The organism is Rahnella sp. Larv3_ips (assembly GCF_003697865.1).
GTDB classification, from domain to species: Bacteria; Pseudomonadota; Gammaproteobacteria; order Enterobacterales; family Enterobacteriaceae; genus Rahnella; species Rahnella rivi.
Genome location: NZ_MJIB01000014.1, coordinates 464,082 through 489,054, shown reverse-complemented (window position 1 = coordinate 489,054; position 24,973 = coordinate 464,082). Strand labels below are relative to the sequence as shown.

Here is a 24,973-nt window from a genome sequence, read left to right as displayed (position 1 = left end):
TCATTTATCCTGAGGTTTTATGATTCTGTGATTCCGAAATCATTGAATCCAACAGCCTGAAATCTTGTACCCTTATCCTTATGGGATGCCAGGATTAGGTTATCATATGATTCTGTGAGTAGCCCATTGGGTTGACAGTACAGTAGAATCCTAAGATTTCAGGATTCAGGAATGCACGGAATCACAGCATAGTCAGGATGGCAGGATTCCGTCGCTACGTGATAATCTTGGAATTATAACATCCTGATAACCACCATGATTTTGAGATTCCAGGATGCTGATATCATTACATTCAGCATAACCTTAAGGCGTAATTATGAGATTGTATGATTATGCGATAATCCTGAAATCTTGGGATTGTTGAGTGATTATGAGATTTCAGGATTCTCACTGATGATGCATATCTGTATGTAATATATATGTATTTTTATCTTATCTGGTGTTGGGATTCAATGATTATGGGATTTGTTGAGGATTATAATATCCTGGGATGCAATTCTATGATTACAGTATCATGAGATTATCAGGCGGGAGTATTGGGATTGCAGGATTCAGGGATTTAATCTCGGGATTTCAGAATCCTGTAGCCAGATCGATGGTGGTATCCGGGGATGTGATGATTCTGTAATTAAATCCTGAGATTTCACCATCCTGAGATGATGGGATTTAAAGGTGTTTAAAAACAGTGGATTCAATAATCAAAGGATTCCAGGAGCATGGAATTAACTTGGTTACAGAATTACAGAATTACAGAATTACAGAATTACAGAATTACAGAATTACAGAATTACAGAATTACAGAATTACAGGATGTTGAGATGTTGAGATGTTGAGATGTTGAGATGTTGAGATGTTGAGATGTTGAGATGTTGAGATGTTGAGATGTTGAGATGTTGAGATGTTGAGATGTTGAGATTATAGAGGTATCGGGATGATACCTCTATGGATTTAATGCGTGATGACATCGAGGGCACGAAGGTGCTCGGGTTGCCATGAAAGCATAACCTCAGTTCCCGGTTGCCATTGCGGACGCAACGTGGCGGCAGAAAGTTTCACCATGAAATTATCTTGTCCTGCCACTTCCGTGATCATGCGGACGTGATCGCCTAAATAGATAAACTGTTTGATTCTGGCTTTGACCGTTTCCATGCCCGGCTGATGATCATTTACGGTGATGCGTTCGGGCCGAATTGATAACAGGATTTTTCTGCCTGGCGAACTTGGGCGAATTTTGACAGCCCGTAACTCAGTACCGTCATCAAGTGATGCGCGGTAAAAAATACCTTCTGCTGATGTATGCGTGGCGAGTAGGCTGTTATTTTCACCGATGAATTGCGCGACAAAAGCATTATCAGGTTTCTCATAAATTACGCTCGGGCTGTCCATCTGCTGGATAACGCCGTCATTAAACACCGCCACCCGGTCAGACATCGTCATCGCTTCACTCTGATCATGCGTGACATACACGATAGTGAGATCGAGCATGTGGTGCAGTTGCTTAATCTCCATCTGCATGTGTTCACGCAATTGTTTATCCAGCGCGCCAAGTGGCTCATCCATCAGAACCAACTTTGGTTCAAATACCAGTGCGCGGGCCAGCGCCACACGTTGCTGCTGACCGCCGGACATCTGCGCCGGATAGCGGTCAGCCAGGGGTTTCAGTTTGACCATGTCCAGAATGCGGTCGACTTTCTCTTTGATGTCAGACTTGTTCAGACGGCGAATGGTCAGCGGAAACGCCAGGTTTTCAGCCACTGTCATGTGCGGAAACAGCGCATAATTCTGGAAAACCATACCGATATCGCGCTGGTGGGGCGGCAAGTTGTGCAAGGGCTTGTCGCGCAGAAGAATTTCACCCTGTGTCGGTGTTTCAAAACCAGCGAGCATCATCAGGCTGGTGGTTTTGCCCGATCCCGACGGGCCCAGCAAGGTGAGAAACTCACCCTCGTGAACATCGAGATTGAGGTTTTTAACCACCAGTTTATCGCCATCGTAGCTCTTCTTGATATTTTTGAAGCTCACATACGTTCTCATCACAGACACTCCACAGATAAAAATACGCGATTACGCGACAGCAGAAACCGGCATGGATTGTGCATAAAACATCCTCTGAAGGATCGTTTGCGCGGTGTTATTAAAAATCTTTACCACCCGTATCTGAGCCAAACAAGTCATTTCGGACAAATTAGCGCAAAAAAATAGCCTGAGAGAAATCTCGCAGGCTTATGAATTTTATTGCTATTTTTAAATTACGAATGCTTTTTGCTAGCACGTTCACAACGGCGTTATGCAGGATCAGGCAAGTTTGCGTCCGGTTCAGTTTTCACCTTCTCAGCATGCCGAGTTGCACCTTGGCGTTGCAGCCTGCGCTTAAGACAGTCAACGATGTGTGCGAAAGCAGGGCCGATGTCCTCTTCCGGTACGCACCCGTAGCCCAGCAGCAGACCACGCCGCGGAGCGGGGCGCAGGTAGTAGGCGGAGAGCGGTCGGGTGAGCACATTTTTTTGTTCCAGTTCGGCGCTTAAGGCCACATCGTCAATCGCGTCAGGCAGTGAGAGGATCAGGTGCAGCCCGGCGTTACTGTTTTCACACACAAATTCCGGACCAAGTTCCTGTTCGATCAAGCGGGTCAGCGCGCTGCGACGTTTACCGTAAATCAGCCGCATCCGGCGGATATGGGCGGCGTAATGTCCATCGCTGATAAATTCGGCGAGTGTCAGCTGCGTTAACCCGTTGCCGCCCCGGTATAACTCGGAATGCGCGATTTTCAGGCGCGATGCCAGAGGGCGGGGCAAAACCACATAGCTGATGCGCATGGCGGGATACAGCGTTTTACTGAAAGTACCGATATAAATCACCGGCGCATCACTGCTTAGCCCCTGCAGCGCAGGGATCGGGCTGCCGGAATAACGGAACTCACTGTCGTAATCATCTTCGACAATCCAGCTTCCCTGCTGCTGCGCCATCGCGAGAATCTTCTGTCGACGTGCCAGGCTCATCACCGAACCCAGCGGATAGTGATGTGACGGTGTCACGCATATCAGCTTCGGCGCACGGCTCTCGGGCGCGGATTCCGGCGGATTCATGCCGTTCTCGTCCACCTCAACCGGGTGCGTTTCTACACCATTCACCGACAATACGTTACGAATCCCCCAGTAACTCGGCTCTTCAATCCAGGCCACATCGCCGGGATCGCACAGCATTTTCGCCAGTAAATCCAGCGCCTGATGCGTCCCTGCGGTGATGAGGATCTGGTCCGGAGTGCAGTCGACTGAGCGTGCGACGCGCAGATAGTCGGCCAGCGCCTGCTGCAAGGGCGGGCAGCCACCATGGCGGGAGTAGGTGAGAAACTCAGGATGCAGCCGGCGGCTCAGGCGGTTTTGCAATTTTCGCCAGATATCATGCGGGAACTGGGTGACATCCGGCACGCCGGGCATGAACGCGCCCCACTGGTGTGAGGCTACGCCGGTGCGCGTCAGCAGTTGCGACCCCCGCCGGGAGAGCGTGACGTGGCTGCGAACCGGTGAACATTGGGTCGCCGTTTTATCGGCAATGACGCCGTCTTTCGGTAAATCGGCGGTGACGAATGTCCCACTGCCTGTTCGGGTCTGAATATATCCCTCAGCCTGCAGTTGTTCATAAGCGGCGAGCACCGTATTGCGCGAAATATCCAGTTCTTTAGCAAGGTCACGGGAGGCAGGAAGACGGCTGCCGGGGCTGATGCTGCCATCGAAGATAGCCTGTTGTAATGCCTGATAAACCCGCTTATTCAGGGTGCCGGGTAAGGCCGCTGAAATGCCGTTTAGCCGTTGCAAAATGAGGTCAGAAAGCAGAGAGCGCAAAAGTGGATCCTCGAAATAAACAGAACTGGTTCTGGATTATAGGGCCGCTGACAGGATAAAAAACAAGGGCGGATAACAAATTTCACATGTCCTTTACCCGTAACCTACAAAATATCAGCCTTCAGGCAGGAGCAAGAGATGAGTCACAGCGAACTGGAAAAACGCCGTAAAGAAGCGACACCGCGCGGTGTCGGCGTCATGTGTGATTTCTACGCAGCGAAAGCAGAAAATGCCACGCTGTGGGATGAAGAGGGCAGGGAGTACATCGATTTTACAGCGGGGATCGCCGTGCTCAATACCGGCCATCGTCACCCGAAAATTGTGGATGCCATCCGCAAACAGCTCGATCAGTTCACGCATACGGCCTATCAGATTGTGCCTTACGCAAGCTTTGTCACGCTGGCAGAGCGCATCAACGCCATTTCTCCGGTGGCGGGAAAAGCCAAAACCACCTTTTTCTCCACCGGCGCTGAAGCGGTAGAAAACGCGGTGAAGATTGCCCGCGCAGCCACCGGCCGCCCTGGCATCATTACGTTCTCCGGCGCGTTTCATGGCCGCACCCTGCTGACGATGGCGCTGACCGGAAAAGTGGTGCCGTACAAAGTGGGCTTCGGACCTTTCCCGGCGTCAGTATTCCACGCGCAGTTCCCCAATGCGCAGCACGGTGTCAGCACAGAAGCGGCGCTGGAGAGCATCGAACGTATTTTCCGCAGTGACATCAGCCCGCAGCAGGTCGCCGCGATAGTGTTTGAACCGGTACAGGGCGAGGGCGGTTTCAACATTGCGCCGGAAGAATTCGTCAAAGGATTGCGCGCGTTGTGTGACCGTCACGGCATTGTGCTGATCGCCGATGAAGTGCAAAGCGGCTTTGCGCGCACCGGCAAAATGTTTGCGATGGAATATTACGGCGACGCTAAACCGGATTTAGTCACCATGGCGAAAAGCCTGGGTGGCGGGATGCCGATTTCCGGTGTCACTGGCCGGGCTGAGCTGATGGATGCGCCTGAACCCGGTGGCCTCGGCGGGACCTATGCCGGTAACCCGCTGGCGGTGGCGTCTGCGCTGGCGGTGCTGGATATCATCGAAGAAGAAAAGTTGTGCGATCGTGCTAACCGTCTCGGTGCTGAACTGGTTGAGGTGCTGGAAAAAGCCAAAGCCAGCTGCCCGGCGCTGGTGGACGTGCGCGCGCGCGGCTCTATGGTGGCGGCTGAATTTAACGATCCGGCCACCGGAAAACCTTCGCCTGAACTGACCAAACAGTATCTGCGCAAAGCGCTGGATGCCGGTTTGCTGATGCTGAGCTGCGGCGTACACGGTAACGTGATCCGCTTCCTGTATCCGCTGACCATTCCCGACGCTCAGTTCAAAGCCGCACTGGCGATTTTGTCCCGCGTACTGGCTGACTGAGGGAACCTATGCAACTGAAACATCACAGGTTGCTGCGCCAGCAATGCCTGATCAACGGCGACTGGCTGGACAGCGAAAACGGCGAACGTGAAGACGTCATCAATCCGGCTACCGGTGCGGTGATCGCCAGCGTGCCGCAAATTACCCCGGCGCAAACGGCGCAGGCGATTGTTTACGCAGAGCAGGCGCAGATTGGCTGGCGTGAGAAAACCGGCAAACAGCGCGCCGCGCTGATGCAGAAATGGGCGCAACTGATGGTGGAGCACGCCGACGATCTGGCCGCGTTGCTGACCGCAGAACAGGGTAAATCCCTCGCCGAGGCGCGGGGCGAAATCATCTACGCCGCGTCGTTTATCGAATGGTTTGCTGAGGAGGCGAAGCGCATCGAAGGCAGCGTGCTGGCACCTGTTCAGGCCTCGCAACGTATGCTGGTGCTGAAACAGCCGATTGGCGTGTGCGCGGCGATCACCCCGTGGAATTTCCCGGCGGCAATGATCACCCGTAAAGCCGCACCGGCGCTGGCAGCAGGCTGCGCGATGATCGTCAAACCGGCGGAACAGACGCCGCTGAGCGCGCTGGCACTCGGACAACTGGCGATTGAGGCGGGTATTCCGGCCGGTGTGTTGCAGGTGATCACCGGTTCAGCGCGCGATGTCGGCAAAGTGCTGTGCGACAGCCCGGTGGTGCGCAAACTCAGCTTTACCGGTTCGACGGAAGTGGGGCGCATTCTGATGGCGCAAAGCGCGCAGACGGTGAAGAAACTCTCGCTTGAGCTTGGCGGAAATGCACCCTTTATCGTCTTCGATGACGCCAATCTGGAGCGCGCCGTGGCGGGGATCATGGCGTCGAAATTCCGCAACAGCGGGCAAACCTGCGTCTGCGCCAACCGTATTTATGTCCAGCAGGGGATTTACCCTGCGCTGGTCGCCAGGCTGGTGGAAGAAGTGCAAAAGCTGAAGGTCGGTGACGGCACTGAAACCGGCGTTACGCAAGGCCCGCTTATCGATCATGATGCGATTGCGAAAGTGCGCGAACACATTGCTGATGCCTTATCGCAAGGTGCCACGCTGCTGACCGGCGGCGAACCGCACGCGCTGGGCGGAACCTTCTTCCAGCCGACGGTGATCGGCAATGTGACATCAGCGATGAAATTTGCCCGTGAAGAAACCTTCGGCCCGGTCGCGCCGGTGTTCAGTTTTACTGACGAAGCGCAGGCTGTGGCGATGGCTAACGATACGGAGTTCGGGCTGGCTGCTTATCTTTTCACCCGTGACGCGGCGCGCCAGTGGCGGGTTCCGGAAGCGCTGGAATATGGCATGGTCGGCATTAATACCGGTCTGATTTCAAACGAAGTGGCACCGTTCGGGGGGATCAAACAGTCCGGGCTGGGGCGTGAGGGGTCACGTCACGGCATGGACGATTATCTGGAAATGAAATATCTGTGCATCGAGCTGGCGGAGTAATCCGTCACCCCGACGCAGATAAGGGTTCAGATAACGTGCAGTGATGCACACAAGCTGTGCAAGGTTTAACAATAAAAAGAAACTGAGTGGTCATGAGGCGCAAAAAAAATACAAATTGCCTCAACAAAGCCTGTCCGTACGGCATTGCGCATCGCGCGTAAGGCCGCACGGGCGGACTCCACAGGAATGGCATGGTTTATGCTTCATAATAAAATATGATGCATCATATTTTAACACGCCGTTTACTTTAGCGCTTTCCGCACTTTTTAAGTTAACCAGGAGTCACAGCATGTTTAAGAAGATTGCACTGACCACTCTCCTCGCCGGTCTGTTTTTTCAGGCTCAGGCCGAATCTCTGACCGTGATCTCATTTGGCGGCCTGAATAAGGACGCGCAGGATAAAGCGTTTTACAAACCCTTCGCCGCTGCCGGAAAGGGCACCATCGAACCGGGCGAATATAACGGTGAAATGGCACGCATTCGTGCCATGGTCGAAACCGGACAAGTCGGCTGGGATGTGGTGGAAGTCGAAAGCCCGGAGCTTATCCGCGGCTGTGATGAAGGTCTGTTTGAACCTCTGGACTGGAACAAACTCGGCGATAAAACACAGTACGTACCGGGCGCGGTCACCGAATGCGGCGCGGGCATCTTCCTGTGGTCAACGGTACTGACTTATGACGCCAGCAAACTGAAAAAAGCGCCAACCAGTTGGGCAGATTTCTGGGATGTGAAAGATTTTCCGGGTAAACGCGCACTGCGCAAAAGTGCCAAATTTACGCTGGAAATTGCGCTGCTGGCCGACGGCGTCAAACGCGCAGACATCTATAACGTGCTGGCCACCCCGGCCGGTGTGGAACGTGCCTTCAAAAAACTCGACCAAATCAAACCCAATATTCAGTGGTGGGAATCCGGTGCTCAGCCGTTGCAATGGCTGGTATCCGGCGATGTGGTCATGAGCTCGGCCTATAATGGCCGCGTCAGCGCCGCACAGGCTGAAGGGCATGACTTCAAAATGGTCTGGGAAAACAGCCTGTACGATCTGGACAGCTGGGCGATCGTCAAAGGCTCGAAACACAAAGAGCTGGCCGAACAGTTTATCGCCTTTGCCAACAAGCCTGAGAATCAGAAAGTCTTTGCCGAAACCATTCCTTACGGCCCGACTGAAAAATCCGTCACCGGCATGATCGATGCAAAATACGCGCAGAATCTCCCGACGGCTGAGAAAAACCTGGCAGGCGCATTGCAGGTGGATACTCAGTTCTGGATCGAGCACGGAGAAGATCTCGAGCAACGATTCAACGCCTGGGCTGCGAAGTAACTCCCCTTCATTTATCGGGCTGAACCGGCGAGACTCGCGGCCGTGATTCAGCCCGCATGATTTTGTGCTCAGCACCTGTGAAACACGACATCAGAACACCCGCTGCGGGAGAAAAATATGAGCCAAACCGACATGCTGACCACACCGGTGCCGGACGCCGGGACATCGGGTCCTACCCTGCGTCAACGCCTGCGAAAAACAGAGGCCGCTTACACCCGCCGCTCTTTACTGCTGATTGCACCTTTACTGCTGTTTGTGATCGTCAGCTTTCTGTTTCCGATTGCGTCGATTTTAGTGAAAAGTGTCACCAACCCCGAACTGGGGGACACCCTGCCGGGCACGGTGACGCAGTTATCGCGCTGGGATGGCAACAGCGTGCCCGACGAAGCGACATTCAACGCCCTGGTGTCTGACCTGCGCAACGCCCGCAGCAGCGGACAAATGGCGGCGATTGCCAAACGTTTAAGCTACGAAGATAACCGCTACCGCAGCCTGATCACCGGCACGTTACGCCATGTACCGGCAGGCAGCACCGCGGTGCGCGAAACGTTAATCCAGAGCCTGCCTTTGTGGGGCGAAGTCAGCACCTGGCAGACCCTTCGGCGTGCGGCAAAACCCGTCACCTCTCTCTATTTGTTGTCGGCATTTGACCGCAAGGTCGATGTCGATACCGGCCACATCGTTGCGCTGCCTGCGGATCAGGCGCTGTACGTCAATGTGCTGCTCAGAACGCTATGGATGGCGCTGGTCGTGACGTTGTGCTGCGTGCTGCTCGGGTATCCGCTGGCGTACTGGCTGGCAAAACAGCCCGCCGGGCGCGCCAATTTACTGATGATTTTGGTGCTGCTGCCGTTCTGGACGTCGCTGATTGTGCGCACCGCCAGCTGGATTGTGCTGTTGCAGTCCGGCGGGCTTATCAACCGCGCACTGCTCGGCACCGGCATTATCGATCAGCCGCTGGTCATGGTTTTTAACCGGCTGGGCGTTTACATCTCGATGACCCACATCATGCTGCCGTTTATCGTGCTGCCTTTATATGCGGTGATGAAAGGCATTTCACCTAACTATGTGCGGGCGGCGATTTCGCTGGGCGCGCATCCGTTTTCTGCTTTCTGGCGGGTGTATGTGCCGCAAACCTATGCCGGTGTCACCGCAGGCGCATTGCTGGTGTTTATGATGGCGATTGGTTACTACATCACCCCCGCGCTGCTCGGCGGGCCGGGCGATCAGATGGTCAGCTACTTTGTGGCATTCTTTACCAACAGCACGATGAACTGGGGAATGGCTGCGGCGCTGGGCACACAGTTGCTGGTGATTGTGGTGTTGCTGTACATCGTTTATATCCGCGTCACGCGCACCAAAGCGGAAGTTGCCGCGCATTAAAGGAGCCCGAAAATGAAACATCAAATGAGACAGAAAGGGGCATTATTGCTGCGTTTGTGGCGCTGGTTTTTCAACTTCTACAGCGCGGCGATCCTGTTGTTTCTGATTGTGCCGGTGCTGATCATCGTGCCGCTGTCGTTTAATGCCGGGTCTTTTCTCAGCTATCCGCTCACCGGATTTTCGCTGCGCTGGTACCACACCTTTTTTCATTCGGATGAATGGCTGAGTTCGCTGGGGAACAGTCTGCTGATTGCGCCGCTGGCGACCCTTCTGGCGACGGTGCTGGGCGTACTGGCCTCGGTCGGGCTGGTGCGCGGTGAGTTTCGCGGTAAATCACTGGTGATGGCTGTCCTGATTTCGCCGATGATTGCGCCGGTGGTGATCATCGCGGTCGGCATGTTCTTCTTCTTTGCACGTATTTCACTGCTCAACAGCTACCTCGGGCTGGTGCTGGCCCACGCCATGCTCGGCGTGCCTTTTGTGGTGATCACCGTCACGGCGATTCTCAAAAACTACGACCGTAATCTCTTGCGGGCCGCAGCCAGTCTGGGGGCCTCGCCGCTGACCGTGTTTCGCAAAGTGACCCTGCCGCTTATCGCCCCCGGCGTGTTCTCCGGTGCGCTGTTTGCGTTTGCCGCGTCATTCGATGAAGTGGTGGTGACACTGTTCCTCGCCAGCCCGCGCCAGAGAACGCTCCCTATCCAGATGTTCGCCGGAATCCGCGAAAATCTCGATCCGACCATAGCCGCTGCGGCGTCACTGATGGTAGGCGCCTCACTGATTTTACTGGTGGTGATGGAACTGCTGCGCCGTCGCGGCGAACGTCTGCGTCACTCCGGCGCCACGCATTAAGCCACTTTTTCATCAGAGGACTTTACAGGTCCTCTTTTTTTGATTATTCCTGATGCATCAAATATCAAAAGCAACCGAGGCAATCACCATGACCGAAAAAAAGACATTGTTACTGACCGGCGCGAGCCGGGGTATCGGACACGCGACGGTCAAACATTTTTACGCGGCGGGCTGGCGGATTTTTACGGCCTCGCGCCAGAACTGGGTGGATGAATGTCCGTGGGCAGAAGGTTTTCTGAACCATATTCATCTGGATCTGGAAGATATCGACAGCGTGCAGAATGCCCTGCCGATGATCAAAGAACGTCTCGGCGGCAGGCTGGATGCGCTGGTAGACAACGCCGGGATGTCACCCAAAACGGCCACCGGCGGTCGCCTCGGCGTGCTCGACAGTGATTACGCCACCTGGCTGAAAGTGTTTAACGTCAATCTTTTCTCCACCGCGATGCTGGCCACCGGCCTGTTTGATGAGCTGAAAGCGGCGCAGGGCAGCATCATCAATGTCACCTCGATTGCCGGCAGCAAAGTGCATCCGTTTGCCGGTGTGGCTTACGCCTGTTCTAAAGCGGCGCTCTCGACGCTGACCCGCGAGATGGCGCACGAGTTCGGGCCTCACGGCGTGCGCGTAAACGCTATCGCACCCGGCGAAATTGATACCTCCATCCTCTCGCCCGGCACACAAGAGATTGTGGAACGCAGCGTGCCGTTGCAGCGTCTGGGCAAAGCGGAGGAAGTGGCGTCATTGATCTATTTCCTCTGCACCTCCGGCGCTTCTTACGTCAACGGGGCGGAGATCCACGTCAACGGCGGTCAACATGTCTGAGACGTCTTCACTGCTGACCACAGAAGTCCCGCGCGTAACGCCGTTGCAGGCAGAGAAAATTGCGGTGCAGGTTTACGGGCTGGAAGGCACGGCGGAGATCCTCGGCGGCGAACGCGACAGCAATTTTTGCCTGACCACGCTTTCAGGCCGGGCATACATGCTACGTTTTGTTAACCCGGCGGAAGTGCCTGTCGAAGTGGATTTTCAGACGGCCATCCTCAGCCATCTGGCGCTGCGCGACAGCGCGTTGCCGGTTCCCCGTTTGCAGGAGAGCCGCAGCGGAGAACTCACCCCGCAGGTGAACGTCAGCGGGCAAAACCTCACCCTGCGCGCGGTCAGTTATCTGCCGGGTACGGCGCAGTATCAGGTGCCGCGATCCAAAAAACTGATGCAGGCGCTGGGCGATACGCTGGCGCGTCTGGATATCGCGCTGAGTGATTTTGAACATGCGGGCGCGCACCGAAATTTGCTGTGGGATATCACAGATCTGTCACGGATGCAGGGCTGGGTGCCGCACCTGACTGACGCGGAGCAACGCCGCACAATCGCGCGGGTACTGCAAACGCATCAGCAAAAGGTGGTTCCTGCCAGCCCTTTGCTGCGCAGACAGGTGATCCACAACGATTTGAACACGCACAACGTGCTGGTGTGCAGCGCCGATGCGCAGCGGATCGCCGGTATCATCGATTTCGGCGATGCCCTTCACGCTCCACTTATCAATGAACTGGCGACCGCTCTGGCCTATCAGCTGGACAGCAACGGGGACGACCTGTTTCTGTATTGCCGCCCGCTGATTGCAGCCTACACCGCCCGGCAGCCGCTGACCGACGCTGAGCTTCAGGTGTTGCCGGAACTGGTGGCATCGCGGCTGGCGCTGAGTTTGCTGATCGCCCAGCACCGTGCGGTACTTTATCCGCTGAACCGTGACTATATCCTGCGCAATCAGACGCACGCGTGGCGCAGCCTTTCACGGCTGATGCAACAACCCTTTACGCAGACAGACGCGATTTTCCGTCAGTCCTGCACTTCATCACTGATGTAACGGGAGGCCAGCGGATGCTCACTCAGCAACAGGTTTCAGAAGGCCGCAAGCAGTGGCTTGGCGGCGGTTATCGTTTGTTTTATCAGGAGCCGCTGCACGTGGTGCGTGCAGAGGGTGTCTGGCTGTATGACAGCGAAGGGCGTCGTTATCTCGATGCGTATAATAACGTGGCGTCGGTGGGGCATTGTCATCCGGCGGTGGTTGAGGCGATTGCGGCACAGGCCGCGCAGCTCAACACACATACCCGCTATCTGAGCGATGCCATCGTCGAGTTTGCCGAAGATTTTCTGACCGAGTTTCCGCCAGAGTTGCGCAGCCTGACCATGACCTGCACCGGCAGCGAAGCCAACGATCTGGCGCTGCGCGTTGCCCGCCTGGTCACCGGCGGGCAGGGCATTCTGGTGACCCGCTGGGCGTATCATGGCGTCACCAGCGCGCTGGCTGAACTGTCGCCTTCGCTGGGCGAAGGATTTGTGCAGGGAAAAACTGTCTGGCTGATTGACGCACCTGACACCTTCCGTCATCCGGGCGCGTTCGGCGCGGGTGTGGAAAGGGCGCTGGAGGAAATGAAGCAGGCCGGCGTAAAACCGGCGGCGCTGCTGCTGGACACCATTTTTTCCAGCGACGGAATATTCAGTCCGCCGCCGCAGGAGATACAGCGCGCTGTGGCACAGGTGCGCGCCGCCGGAGGATTATTCATCGCCGACGAAGTACAGCCGGGGTTTGGCCGCACCGGCAGTTCGCGCTGGGGATTTGCCCGCTACGGCGTGCTTCCCGATCTGGTCAGCCTCGGCAAACCGATGGGTAACGGGCATCCGGTGGCCGGACTGGTTGGCCGACCGGAACTCTTCGCGGAGTTTGGCCGTCGCCAGCGTTATTTCAATACCTTCGGCGGCAATCCGGTGTCATGCCGGGCGGCGCATGCGGTTTTGCAGGTGTTACGGCGTGAGGCGTTGCAGCAGAACGCGCAGACAACCGGCGCATTGTTGCGCGAAGGATTGCAAAAACTGGCAGCGCGTTATCCGGTGATCGGCGATGTGCGCGGCGAGGGGCTGTTCATCGGCGTGGAACTGGTGAGCGATCAGCGCAACACCCCGGCACCGGAACAGGCCGCGTACGTGGTCAACGCGATGCGGCGTAAACAGATTTTAATCAGCGCTACCGGCCCGTCGGCCAACGTACTGAAAATACGCCCGCCGCTGGTCTTTCAGCCGGAGCACGCGGCGCTGCTGCTGGAAACGCTGGCAGAGGTCCTCGGGGAAGCCGCCCATGATCTTGCGCAATAAGTCGCCCTGGCAACATTCTGGGAACGTTAAAATGAATGAGTTTATCAACTCATTCATTATTCCCTGTGCGGGATCTGTCTCAAAAAATATCTGATATGAAAATAATAATTCCATTATTTTCTGTATAATAACTTCTCTGGAATAAGTTAATGAAGTATTCCTTATTCAGTTTTTCTTATTTAGCTATATGTTTTAGCTATGTTGCCAATGAATAAAAATAATTGTGTGAATGTATATTTTTAAAAGGAGAGAGAAATGTCTGTTCAGGAGTTTAATCGTTTTCGCTGCCGTCAGTCCGAATTACAAACTCAGGGGGGATTTTGCTGTGGGCTCAGTGTGGCTCTGGTGTCGCATATTCTTGATTGCGCTGACGGGGCAGACACATCCCTGACACCCAGGCAAGTGTTTGATTACGCAGAGGAGTACCTGAGTGCGGTACGGGCGTCGGGGAATATTTTAGATAATACAATCCCACCAGGGTTTCAGGATTTTCGTCAAAGAATTTTTCATCTGCAAAGCCAATATTCACGATGTATTCTTCCCGAAAAACCCTTTGTAAGGGGATGTGGTCTGGTATTACTGGTTTTATCTGTCGGAGAAATTAACAAGCGCAGAGATAATTGCGCCTATTTAAAACGCAGCACATATCCGATGAATCACATGGGCATCGCATTTTATGGCACCGGCGATGAAATCTTTATTTTCGATCCAAATACAGGGGGAATGATAATTCGCTGGAATGAGGATGTGTTTACGCCAACGGTGATCCACGCCGTCGATAATGGTTTGCAGAAAATGTACAAAATGTATGACCGTTTACAGGGTACGCGTACCGCCAATGTGGTGCTCACCGGAATGCTTTCCGAGCACCACATGCCTTACGGAGATCTGTTGTAACCGCTAAATCAGCGCGCTGATCGCGGTGCTGTTATTCAAACCCTTCACGACTGGCCGCCAGGAATTCGACCATTTTCTGGCTGCCGTCGAGAATATCTTCCTGAATCGCCCGTTTCGCCGCCGCGCCATCACCTTTACGCAACGCCAGCAGAATCTCCTGATGATGCTCGATAGCCATACGCTGGGAAAAATGGGCGTAAGCCTGAGCAATCAACGGGCCGGTGCGCATCCATAAGCTGTCGATAAAATTACTCAGCAACGGCATCCGCGCACTTTCTGCCAGCATCAGATGAAACTCGCTGTTCAGGCGCAAGGCTTCGGGTAAATCTTCGTTGCTGATGGCGTTGCGGTTGGCCTCAATGTTTTGCGTAATGCGCTCTAGCTCATAGACGGTCACCGACTGCGCTGCTTTCTCCGCGCCGAGGCCTTCCAGCTCGAGGCGCAACGTACGAATTTCGTGATATTGCTGCTCATCAAGCTGCGGCACGCGGATATCTTTTGGCGTGCGCATTTCCAGCGCCTGCTCTTTTGCCAGCTGTAAAATCGCATCACGCACCGGCGTGACGCTGGTGCCCACCTGCTCAGCCAGTTCGCGGATGCGCAGACGATCGTTAGGTTTCAGACGGCCGCTAATCAGGGCTTCGCGCAGCGTGGCATACACGCTGCTGCCCAGGTAGGCGTGGTTAATCGAGCTGATGGGATAATTCAAATGTTCACCGTAGCAATAGAGTGCGCGCACCCGGAATAGAGAAGAAACCGTCGGCGATGAGTATACAACATGATGCATCAAATGTGATGGGGGTGAGGCAGCTTCTGCCTCATCACCTATTTACTGCGGATTTGCCCCAGTTTCATTTTCACCCGCTCAGGCATTTCTTCCAGATTATCCTCACGTAAACCCATTACGACGTTATATCCCATCAGTAACCAAGGGTCGCCGAGACGTGGCAACGGAGCCAGCTTCATAGGAATAGTGAGTGTCAGGCTGGCGTCATAATCACACCCCAGATAGACGCGCAGCAGCCGGAACACATCTTCACGCAGCTCTCCGCCGGGTAACCAGCTTTTGGCTTCCGCCGGATCTTCTGTAAACATCTCCACGCCAATGCAGTAGTTGGCATCGGATGACATGCTGCCAAGTACCAGATGATCCCCCAGCCGTTGTTGTTCTGAAAAAGAGAACTTTGCCCGTTTCCCGGCGGGCATCTGCGTGACTTTATGCGGTTTTACTGTGACCTGCGTATTTGGTGCCTGCGTGCGGATCACGCTGACAATCCCCTCCGCTGTGCGGGTGGTTCTGACCAGCGGTTGAAGTAACGCCAGTAACCGCGAGGCGGGCACGTCGCCGCTGTCGGTGATACCGGTCAGGGCCATCAGGCTGCGCGACGTTTTGTCGGTACCGCCGTCTTCAAAGGTGGCGGGATAATTGTACTTTCGCCAGATGCGGTAGAACTGCGTCATCATCCGGTGGTTGAAGATGTCTAAAAAGGCTTCCAGCGCCTCATGCCCTTCGCGCCTTTGGGTGATGTCATCGATATAATTGGTCGGGAGCGGCGAATCCACGCCGTACAGCCCCATAAAGGTGGTGCGCACCGTCGGCGGCGCGTCCGGGCGTTCCGCATTTGTTTCGACGGCTTTTAGCTCGCTGACCGGAAAACCCATCCCCGGATGCGGACGAAAACGCACCGCGTCGTTTTTCGGCGAAAAGGTGCTGCCGAGCGGTTTGTTATCCGAGAGTTGTTTCTCCAGCAACTGGCAGAACCGGTAGAAGTTAAACGCATGCGCCCGGTCGTTGCCTTCACTGTCCTGCCAGAATTCTTTCAGGCGCTTTTCGTAATCTTTCATCATCAGAATAAAATCCGGGTAAAGCGTCGTTCCGGCCATGCCCATTGTGTCCCGGACTGACTGAGCGTCACTGTCAGCTGTGTGAACCGGCGGATATCGGCGTACTGGGTGTAGAACTGCTCCAGGATCTCGCAAAACAGCAGGGCATCGCCCTGACCACAGAACTGATGTTCATCCAACGTTACGCGGATGGCCACGCCGTGCCAGCCTTCGGCAGGGTAGTGAGACGGCGTATAGCTCACCTGTGTAATGCCCGCAATACGCCGTGCGTTGTCCGGGTCATGCGTCCAGTCCAGCAGACTGAGCGCGTGACGCAGCGTGTCGATTTCCATCAGCCCGGCGATGGCCTGCGGATGCAGCAGAGACAGCACCTGCCACTGATAAAGCTCAGTGGTCGGCGGGTAATACGGCATAGTGGGTCGCAAGCGGGTTGAACACTTCAGTTCAAGATTACCCAGGGCGGTTTCGCCGTCGAAAACGCTCTCCTGCAACGCCATGCGCGGCCAGGCGCCGTTGGTGCAGGTCATGTTCAGCCGCATTTTCAGGCCGTTCTGTTCCTCGTGCGTGCGCCCGCCGAGCATTAAAATGGTCTCGTTCAGGCCGGATGTCCCCCGGTACATGCGGGTGTGGTAATAACGGTCGGGCCAGTTTTTGGCGTATTTCAGCATGCCGCCTTTCTGACGAAACTGGCTGTAGGGCACGTAGCTGAATTCAGCGTTGTCTTCGGCGACCTCTGCCACGTCATTGACCGCATAAATCTCGGTATGGCCGTCGCTGAGCCGGTGCGGCCGCAGGCGGTAATCGCTGACCGCGGTGGTTACGCTCAGCGGCTGGGCCAGCAGGCGGAACAGGTTAATCACCGGCACACAGTGCATGCGGATGGCGTCCGGCGGTACGGCTAAATCGTATGGCCAGCGTTCGCTGAGCGTCAGCTCGATATCAAAGGAGGTGGTGTCAGACGGGAAGGTCAGGGCCTCCAGCCCGCGCAGCTGCATAAAGAAATAACGTTCTGCGGAAGTGAAATACTCCAGCCACGGGCGCACTTCGCCGCACAGGGCCGGGCTGTCGCTCTCCGGCCAGATTGAGGCGTCGTTCTCTGCCTGCCAGCGCGGCAAAAACTGCACATCTGCCGGTTTCAGCTCTGTCGATTCCTGCCAGAACCGAACGTTCACCCGCTTCACCTGACGGCTGAGGGCCAGAGACAGCGCCGACTGCAGCACGCGGTCGCCGTTGAGATACAGGCTGATGTTCTGCCAGTCTGCGGGGCGAATTTCAATCAGTGCGGGAAGTGAGAACCGCAGCCGTAGTGCCTGCTGGCCTTCCTGCAGGGTGAATAACGAGACGGTTTCCAGCGAAAATGGATGGATTTCCAGATCCCGTACTGTGCGATACGCACAACGCTGGCGATCATTGCCGAGCTGTTGTGTAAAGAGCTCGCTTTCAGCGGGTAACAGCTCTTTCCGCACATGCAGATCCGGCGCGGCGGGTGTCAGTTCGACGATCGCCGTGGAGGGCAGAGTGCGGTTGATCACCGGCAGCAGGTGCGAGAGCAGCGGCTCGGTCAGCTCGGGAATGTCATCGTCAATTTTCTGCCGCAGTTTCGCCATCATCAGCGAAAAACCCTGAAACAGCCGTTCGACGGAGTCATCGCGGGGTACCGGAGTGCCGTCCAGGCCTAAAGCACGTCCCAGTTCCGGGAATTCTTGCGCAAACTCCAGCCCGGCTTCCTTCAGATAGCGCATTTCGCCGTCAAAATATTTTAAGAAATTGTCTTCCATTACTGATTTTTCCTGAGCTGCAGCCGGTTGTCATTGAGCTCAACGATCCGGTCTTTACTGTCATCGAGGTCATTGCGTTCGAGAACCAGCCGCCAGGTGTTGTTTGTGACATCCGGTGCCATAAAGAGGGCCACCACGGCGACAAACTGTGCGTCGGCATCCAGCGGCACGGCCACCGTCGCCCCTGCGTCCGGCATCACCTGGACAACCTGCCGGTCGAGCAGGTCTGTGGCCAGCACGGTGTTGTCCTGCCTGAGCAGGGCGGTATAACTGGCCGTATCAAAGGTTTTACGGTCTTTGAGCTGATAAACGCGCACCACCGTCGGCAGCGCCTCGCCGCCTTCGTTGCTGTTGAGCGCGGCGCGGGAGGTCAGCTTCAGATGCAAGATGTCTATTTTACGGTAGAGCACGGCATCTGCGACCGCAGAAGCGCCGTTTCCCACGCGCTGCGTCAGGCCGCAGCTGCTTATCAGTAAGGGCAGTAATAACAGCACGGTGCCGCGTCTTACTCGCTGGAAATTATTGGGCGTCATGGCGCGTTGTGTCCTCCGCATTGTCCGTGGCCATGCCCGGAGAGGTAAATATTTGGGCCGGCAGTTTAAAGCGGCGCAGGGCGAGCAGTTCCAGCGGGCCGCCGCCGCTTTGAGTGCGTAACACCACGTTCAGCGTCTCTTTGGTGGCGGTTTGCCAGCTCAGGCGATAGCGGCTGCTGTCGAGCTGTTCAACCTGCGCCTTATCGAGTAAACGCAGCCAGGCCCAGCCGCCGTCCGCCTGAAAATAGCTCTGGAAGGTGTCGGCGCTTTTCCCTGATGCCGCGACCGGTGAGTACGTCAGGGACACCTGCGGGTGTAAGCTTGCGGCGTCTGGCCAGCGGAACGTCTGCCAGCCCGGCAGCTGGTTAAAGTACTTCAGGGTGGCGTCGTCTATCTGCAGGTCAGTTTCTACCACGTTGCGGGTTGGGCGGATCTGCAGCTCAAAGGTCACGCCGGGTTTACCCTGCGGGAAGACGCGGCGGCCGAGCTGGCTAAGCTGGTTAACCGCGCTGAGGAAGTCCGGGTTGATACTCATTCCCTGGGTGTTGAGCGGATTAGGTACCCAGCTGTCACCCTGTTTTTCCAGCACGCCGGCCAGTTGCTGGGTAATAAACTGGTCAATCAGGCCGGTATCCGGCGTCAGGTAGTGAGCCAGCTGGGTGAAGTCGGCGTCGTTTTTGGTGTTATCGAACGGGTAACGTCCGGCAAATTCCGCCTGCCACGGATTCTGCACCTGCACCTGCCATGCATTGTTGATCCCGTGCTGCGCCGGAGCCATCACGCCGTTCCACGCCTGTTCCAGCGGCTGAATAAACGCGGCATCGGCAAAGCTGCTCCACTCTCCGCCAAGGCTGGCAGCCAGAAGCTGTGCGTAGTGGCGCCCCTGCGACAGCGTGGTGTCAACATTGCTGAAGGCAGATTTGACCAGGCTTTGTGCCATCGCCTGCGGGTCGGAGGCATTGGCCACCTGCATCAGCTGTAATCGCGTTTGTGACACCTGCAGCAGGTAGTTGCTGAGGGAAACGCCGGCGGTGTTTTGCGTAGTCTGCGTTTCACCTGCCGCCGGGCTCTCCGGCGGTAACACGGCCAGCAGCGGGGCGAAGGTCTCGTTCAGCACGCGGGTCGGGTCATTGCGGCCGCCGGTGAATCCGGCGTCCGGCGTGGTTTTCGACACCAGTTTTTGCGCCGATTTCAGCAGGGAATCCCCCATCGCTTCGCGGTGCTGGCCGGCGGCGCCCTGATAACGCAGGGTGCGGCTCAGGGCCAGCAGCGGCGACTGACGGGCATCGGCCAGCTGGGTCAGCTGATCGAGCGAGGTGCTCAGCGAGTCGCTGGTGTTCCAGCGGATGCTGTTGAGGAAATTAAGCCAGGCGCTGGTGTAATCGGCAAAGTAGCGCTCGGTCAGGCGGAACTGCAGCTGGTCTTTGGTCAGCAGCTGCTGTTCGCCTTTATCATCCAGCACCCAGTCGGAGGTGACGTGGCGTGCCGCCGCCGCTTTATCCATCGCGTCGCTGACTTCCCCCTCCCAGGCTTCACGGGTGAACATGCCGGGCAGGGTGTTATCGGTGGAGAACAGCTGACCGCCGGCAGACTCTCCAAGCAGGCTGTCGAGCGTGACGTCGGCATAGTGCGGCGACACACTCAGCAACACCTGCTGATACAGCGCGTTTTCGCTGTTACTGATACCTTTCTGGCTGCGCAGGATGGTACGCACGTTGGCCACCAGTTGGTCATCGGCAGGCAACTTCCACTGCGGATGGCGCGGCAGCTGCTGCAGGTAAAAGCCGAGCAGCTTGTCCGAACGGGCCAGCCATTCTCCGGGCGCCACGCCGCCCTGCGCCGTCCACAGAGGAGACAGCACCGGCTGCATAAAGGCCGGATCGGCGTGTTCAGGATGCAGCAGCATCAGGTAGGCTTTTAGTTGCTGATAGGCCACTTTCCCGGCCAGACGTCGTTCGGCAGAGCCCGGCGGCAGTGACACAAACGCCTGCAGCCGGTCTTTCAGCGCGTTAACCATAGGCGTTATCAGCAGCGCCTGACTTTGACGGGTATAGGCGGGCCACAGTGCTTCAATCACCGCATCGCGCTGATCAAGGCCGAAGCGGTGCAGCCACGGCGAGCCGTTTTGCTGCCACCACAGCAGGCGGTCAATGTTGTCCTGCAGGGCGACGCTGCGGGTCAGCGTGTCGGACATCGGGGCCGGCGTGCGGGTCGCCTGCAGCAGCGCCTGGCTGTTGGCGATAAGCGTGCGGTTGGCACAGGCAGATATTCCCATGCCGAGCACCCACAGCCCCGCCAGCATCAGCGTGCCGATGGCCAGCTTGTCACCGGTGGACAGATGGTCGCGGCGACCCTGCTGCGTCCGGCTTTGCGCGATAACGCCGTTCCAGGCGGGGGATAAATAGCAGGCGTGGGAGTGTTGCTGAACAGAAACCGGTTCAGGGGCAGCAGGCATAAAGAAGATGCCGCCGGCCAGCACGCGCTGATGCTCACCGAGCCACGTCTGAAAACGCTGCCTGAGCAACGCGCCGGTGTGGTGTTTCAGATCCCCTGACAGCTGCAGCAGCCAGGCCCAGTGTTTGTTCTCGTTCAGCTGCGCAATGCCCTGTGGAATGAGCGTGGCGGCAAGCTGACTGAGCTGGTCATCAAGTGAGACCGGCGTGCCAGCCGGCCAGTGACAGCCGATACTCTGCACCGGGCGGTCGTCCTGTTCCCACTGCGGTTCACTCAGGCACACGCCAAACACCGGCGGACGCCAGCTGAGGGTGCGCCCGAGCGCGATAAACTGCCGATAGACGGCGTCGCTGTTGTCCGCTGGCAGCGTCTGATTAGGCACCGGCTGCCTAGTCCACAGGTATTGTGGTTCAGCCGTCACATCGGTGACCCACAGCACGGCGTTAAAGGCGCGGCGCCCGCGCATGTTGCGCAACTGCGTCACGGCGGCTAAATCCAGCGCATCAGTTTCGCCACACCAGATAAGGACGGCATTCTGGCTTTCCAACCAGCGCGCCTGCGTCAGGCCGGGGGCGACTTTCTCCACCATCGCCGCCTCACCAGTGACCAAAAGCCACGGCTGCTTGTGCTTCCAGTGCCAGCCATAGCGGTGACGCAGGGTGAAACGCAGGGTATCAAACGCCGTGATGCGCGCGTCGTCCTGTGCCTCGGGCGGGCGGTTAAAATCGAGCAATTCCAGGGCGAAGGCGTAGCGGGCCAGCAGAAAATAGCTCAGCAGGATGACGCCGGTTACCCACCAGGCCACGCCGTGGGTGAGGGTTTCTCCGTCGGCGTTCAGCCACAGGAGGCTCAGGGCCAGGGCGAGCATCACCACCAGCATCAGGTGAAGGCTTTTAGTCATGACGTTGTTGTTCCAGCAGGTGCCATTCCACATCGAGCCGCTTACGCCATAAGCGCAGTGCCAGAGGGACAGAGAAACTCAGTAAGGCCGCGACCACCATCAGCCCGCCGCCCAGCCAGGGCAGCATGCCCATCTGCGTATCACGGTCGGCGGGGAGTAATATCAGGGCCAGCATCACAGCCACAATTCCCGACAGATAGGCCAGCGGATAGCGTGAAATCGTATCGACAGGCATGTCCACGGGAGCAGCAGGCTGGGTGCTGAGCTGAACCAGGCTGATGGACTCCCCGGACTGTGCGGCGACCAGCTGGCCGCGCTGGCCTAAATCGCATCCCTGCGCCGCGAGGCACAGGGCAAGCCAGAAGGAGGCCGGGCTCGCAGGGCCTAGTAACAGGGACAGATCGTGACGCCCCTGGGCCGGCAGCATCACGTCGTGTTCATCCAGTAAGGCCAGCAGGGCGCCGCGCTCCCGGCTGTGCAACCCGGCATCCCACAAATGGCTCAGACGTTTGGCCTCGGTTTGACCGGCGGCAAGAAATCGCGGGAAGTCCGCATCGAGGTCGTGCGACTGTGTCACCAGCGGGCGGAACAGGTATACCGGGCGGAAAGGCGGGGCTTTTATCACCGGCCCGGAAGACCTCTGGAAGAGCAGGGCGGAGCTGCTGGCACTGGCCTGGCTTTTGCCGTCAAGCAAATGCAGGGCAATCACCAGGCGTGGGATGGAAATGTCTTCATCACACCAGTTGTCTAGCAAAGCGGCGTCCGGGGCAATGCTCTGCCAGTGGATGTTCTCAGTGGGCAGGCGTTTTTTTAATTTGGCAGACCAGTACTGTTCGACCGCGTTTGTGGCCTGTTCTTCCGGCGTGTTTGCATACAACCATATTTCGATAGAGGACTGCGCACGCAACGTCTCTGACAGTGGTTCGAGCGTCTGGGAGAGAATATCTTTCAATGGGGATTCGCCCAACTGCAAGGGTTGAACGGGGATGATTTCTGCCGGTTTCGCCGGGGCCTGCGGCGGCTGACCCTCCAGACCCAGTTCCCGGCTGGCGATATCCGGTTCCGGCGTCAGGCAGTGAAATGCCACCAGCCGCAGAGACCGGCGTCCCCAGTGCTGCCAGTGGGCATATTTGCGGTCAATAAACAGATGTCGCCAGTCAGTCTCACGCCGGACCTGTAAAGCCGCACTGAGCACTAAGGCCATCACTGCGCTGGAAACCAACACCGGCAACAGTAACAGCCAGAACCAGAACCGCAGGTTGGTAAATCCACGCTGAACCGGCCAGGTGAAAAACAACGCGATAGCAGCGAGTGCGACACATGCTGACGGTATCGCCAGCCACCACCACCAGGCAGGAAGTTTGGACAGGGTTTTGCGGTCCATATCCGGGAGGCTCCAGTTCATCATTGTGCTCCGGCGTTCGGCAGGGTTGTTTTGAGAGTACAACCACACTGCGCAACACAACCGTCAACAATCACAGCTTTGCCGTTCATTTTCCAGGTCGGATGCCCCTGATTCACTGGCACTGTGCCATGTTGAGAACAGCTGACGGTATCACCGGCTAACATCACCGGTTTACCTTCAAATAATGCCCCAGATGCTGAGCTGACGTTGCCGCCGTGTGTATGGGGATCGCCTAGGCGAATGACACCTTTCATCACTTATACCTTCCCTGATAGCAGAATGTTCGCACGCTGTGAGCGAGACGCTTCGCAAACGCACTATTTTATTTTGATGTCAGCCCTAAATTTGGGTCACAGCGCATATGATCCCAGCCACTATAGTTTTTGACTGCGGGTACTTTGTCAGGAATGCCCTGCCAATTAGGTTTAAACGCATCAATAACCCAAGGTGTGGAGCTATTGACTGAATTCCAAGATAAATACTCTGTACCCCACTTTAATCCTGAAGTACCGGGCATTAATCTGTCATGTTTAATATTCCCGCGATAATCTCGATAGTCATACGCTATCCCACTTCCTCCAGGCTCAAGACGTGGGTCATCGAAGGGTTTGGAGCTCATGTAGATATCACCGGACTTGGTCAGCATAAATCCCTGATCGTTGACTACTGTGAATGACTCAATTTCTTCACGAGTAGGATTAGAGCCTTTATATCGTATTGCTCCACCACCAGGTGAAAAACGAGCACCATCCCACGTCTGCCCATAATCTTTTGAAATGGCAAACCCGCCTCCTTCATATGAGGTAATTGCAATATAGCGTTCAGAAGGATGAACAAATTTCTTGGTGAAAATCCGATACCCATCTGAAACGTCATAAATCTGATGTTGGATACCTCGTTGAGTATCGATATACCGTAATCCCCCCTGACAATTGAATCCTGTCAGTTCCAGATAACGATGATCATCAAACCGATAGACAACTTGCGTTGGAGGGGACTGAGGTGCTGCCTGACATGCACTGATTAAGGCCGCCATAAGGGCTATGCCAGTTCTTTGAATAAGCATCATTTTGAAGCCAATCCTAAATTCGGGTCACAGCGCATATGGTCCCATCCGGTATAGTTTTTGACTTCGGGGACTTTATTAGGAATATTCTGCCAGTTAGGTTTAAAGGCATCGATAACCCAGGGTTTAGGGCTATTCACTGAATTCCAGGATAAATACTCTCTGCCCCAATCTAACCCAGAATTACCTGGCATTAACCGGTCTTGTTTTAAGTTCCCGCGGTGATCAAGAAAAGTATATGCAATCCCGCTTCCGCCAGGTGAGAGACGTGGGTCATCAAAGGGCTTAGAGCTCATGTAGATATCACCGGCTTTTGTGAGCATAAAGCCCTGATCGTTGACGACGGTGAATGATTCGATATCTTCGCGTTCTGGGTTTGAGGCACCGTATCTTACAGCTCCACTACCTGGTGCATAGCTCGCCATATCCCATGTTCTGCCGTAATCTTTCGAGATATAAAATCCAGAGCCTTCATACATTGTTATGGCGATATATCGTTCTGAAGGATGCACGTATTTATTACTAAAAATTCGATAAAACTGCTCTTCAACCTGAGAGTGGATAACTAATTTGGTATCAGTGAACCAGAGTGCTCCTTCACAGTTGTAACCGACCAGCTCTAAAAAACGGTGGTCATCAAATCGATAGACCACCTGTGTTGGAGGGGACTGAGGTGTG

General features: G+C 55.9%; 20 protein-coding genes. 9 read left to right on the top strand and 11 right to left on the bottom strand.

Translation table 11 applies throughout. The features are described 5' to 3' along the window. Positions 1-948: 948 nt before the first annotated feature. Both ED901_RS18795 and ED901_RS18790 read right to left on the bottom strand, forming a co-directional pair. Positions 949-2,034, bottom strand: coding sequence for an ABC transporter ATP-binding protein (locus tag ED901_RS18795; protein ID WP_122096856.1), 1,086 nt, complete (start codon positions 2,032-2,034; stop codon positions 949-951). Positions 2,035-2,285: 251 nt separating this feature from the next. Then, positions 2,286-3,842 (bottom strand): PLP-dependent aminotransferase family protein, encoded by a 1,557-nt coding sequence (locus tag ED901_RS18790; RefSeq protein ID WP_122096855.1) that lies wholly within the window; start codon positions 3,840-3,842, stop codon positions 2,286-2,288. Positions 3,843-3,980: 138 nt separating this feature from the next. Here ED901_RS18790 and ED901_RS18785 point away from each other — a divergent pair, with 138 nt between their 5' ends. The 9 genes from ED901_RS18785 to ED901_RS25160 all read left to right on the top strand — a co-directional run bounded on the left by ED901_RS18785 (position 3,981) and on the right by ED901_RS25160 (position 14,313). After that, the gene (locus ED901_RS18785) at positions 3,981-5,249 is read left to right on the top strand and encodes a 4-aminobutyrate--2-oxoglutarate transaminase (RefSeq protein ID WP_056779692.1); all 1,269 of its coding nucleotides are present in this window, start codon (positions 3,981-3,983) and stop codon (positions 5,247-5,249) included. An 8-nt stretch (positions 5,250-5,257) separates the two neighbouring features. Beyond that, a complete protein-coding gene (locus ED901_RS18780) occupies positions 5,258-6,712 on the top strand; it encodes an NAD-dependent succinate-semialdehyde dehydrogenase (protein ID WP_122096854.1) in 1,455 nt (484 codons plus the stop codon). A 289-nt stretch (positions 6,713-7,001) separates the two neighbouring features. Beyond that, entirely contained in the window at positions 7,002-8,030 is a 1,029-nt protein-coding gene (locus ED901_RS18775) for an ABC transporter substrate-binding protein (RefSeq protein ID WP_056779699.1), read from the top strand. Between the two features lie 117 nt (positions 8,031-8,147). After that, complete coding sequence (locus ED901_RS18770) at positions 8,148-9,413, top strand: ABC transporter permease (RefSeq protein WP_122096853.1); 1,266 nt, start codon at positions 8,148-8,150, stop codon at positions 9,411-9,413. A gap of 24 nt (positions 9,414-9,437) precedes the next feature. Further along, positions 9,438-10,265: an ABC transporter permease gene (locus tag ED901_RS18765; protein ID WP_122096959.1), complete on the top strand. Its 828-nt coding sequence runs from the start codon at positions 9,438-9,440 to the stop codon at positions 10,263-10,265. Positions 10,266-10,353: 88 nt separating this feature from the next. After that, on the top strand, positions 10,354-11,088 hold the full coding sequence (locus ED901_RS18760; RefSeq protein ID WP_056779705.1) for an SDR family NAD(P)-dependent oxidoreductase: 735 nt from the start codon (positions 10,354-10,356) through the stop codon (positions 11,086-11,088). Next, a complete protein-coding gene (locus ED901_RS18755; RefSeq protein WP_122096852.1) occupies positions 11,081-12,130 on the top strand; it encodes a phosphotransferase in 1,050 nt (349 codons plus the stop codon). Before ED901_RS18760 ends, ED901_RS18755 begins: the two co-directional genes overlap by 8 nt. Before the next feature lie 14 nt (positions 12,131-12,144). Next, positions 12,145-13,416 (top strand): aspartate aminotransferase family protein, encoded by a 1,272-nt coding sequence (locus ED901_RS18750; protein ID WP_122096851.1) that lies wholly within the window; start codon positions 12,145-12,147, stop codon positions 13,414-13,416. Positions 13,417-13,671: 255 nt separating this feature from the next. Further along, positions 13,672-14,313 carry a hypothetical protein gene (locus tag ED901_RS25160; protein WP_162997901.1) on the top strand — a complete coding sequence of 214 codons (642 nt, stop codon included), beginning with the start codon at positions 13,672-13,674 and terminating at the stop codon, positions 14,311-14,313. Between the two features lie 31 nt (positions 14,314-14,344). Here the strand turns inward: ED901_RS25160 and ED901_RS18740 are convergent, their stop codons facing one another. The 9 genes from ED901_RS18740 to ED901_RS18700 all read right to left on the bottom strand — a co-directional run. Then, entirely contained in the window at positions 14,345-15,022 is a 678-nt protein-coding gene (locus ED901_RS18740; RefSeq protein ID WP_122096849.1) for a GntR family transcriptional regulator, read from the bottom strand. A gap of 116 nt (positions 15,023-15,138) precedes the next feature. Next, a complete protein-coding gene (gene tssG, locus ED901_RS18735; RefSeq protein WP_371414329.1) occupies positions 15,139-16,197 on the bottom strand; it encodes a type VI secretion system baseplate subunit TssG in 1,059 nt (352 codons plus the stop codon). Then, the gene (gene tssF, locus ED901_RS18730; RefSeq protein WP_122096848.1) at positions 16,161-17,936 is read right to left on the bottom strand and encodes a type VI secretion system baseplate subunit TssF; all 1,776 of its coding nucleotides are present in this window, start codon (positions 17,934-17,936) and stop codon (positions 16,161-16,163) included. The genes tssG and tssF overlap by 37 nt, the downstream gene beginning before the upstream one ends. Further along, positions 17,936-18,469, bottom strand: a complete 534-nt coding sequence (gene tssJ / locus ED901_RS18725; RefSeq protein ID WP_122096847.1) for a type VI secretion system lipoprotein TssJ — start codon at positions 18,467-18,469, stop codon at positions 17,936-17,938. The genes tssF and tssJ overlap by 1 nt, the downstream gene beginning before the upstream one ends. After that, a complete protein-coding gene (locus ED901_RS18720; protein ID WP_122096846.1) occupies positions 18,456-21,824 on the bottom strand; it encodes an ImcF-related family protein in 3,369 nt (1,122 codons plus the stop codon). The genes tssJ and ED901_RS18720 overlap by 14 nt, the downstream gene beginning before the upstream one ends. Beyond that, entirely contained in the window at positions 21,817-23,232 is a 1,416-nt protein-coding gene (locus ED901_RS18715; protein WP_240993970.1) for a hypothetical protein, read from the bottom strand. Before ED901_RS18715 ends, ED901_RS18720 begins: the two co-directional genes overlap by 8 nt. Beyond that, positions 23,229-23,483: a PAAR domain-containing protein gene (locus ED901_RS18710; protein WP_014341782.1), complete on the bottom strand. Its 255-nt coding sequence runs from the start codon at positions 23,481-23,483 to the stop codon at positions 23,229-23,231. Before ED901_RS18710 ends, ED901_RS18715 begins: the two co-directional genes overlap by 4 nt. Before the next feature lie 68 nt (positions 23,484-23,551). Next, positions 23,552-24,298: a hypothetical protein gene (locus ED901_RS18705; protein ID WP_122096844.1), complete on the bottom strand. Its 747-nt coding sequence runs from the start codon at positions 24,296-24,298 to the stop codon at positions 23,552-23,554. After that, a partial coding sequence (locus ED901_RS18700) for a hypothetical protein (protein WP_240993969.1) occupies positions 24,295-24,973 on the bottom strand: 679 nt, incomplete at its 5' end. The genes ED901_RS18700 and ED901_RS18705, both read right to left, overlap by 4 nt.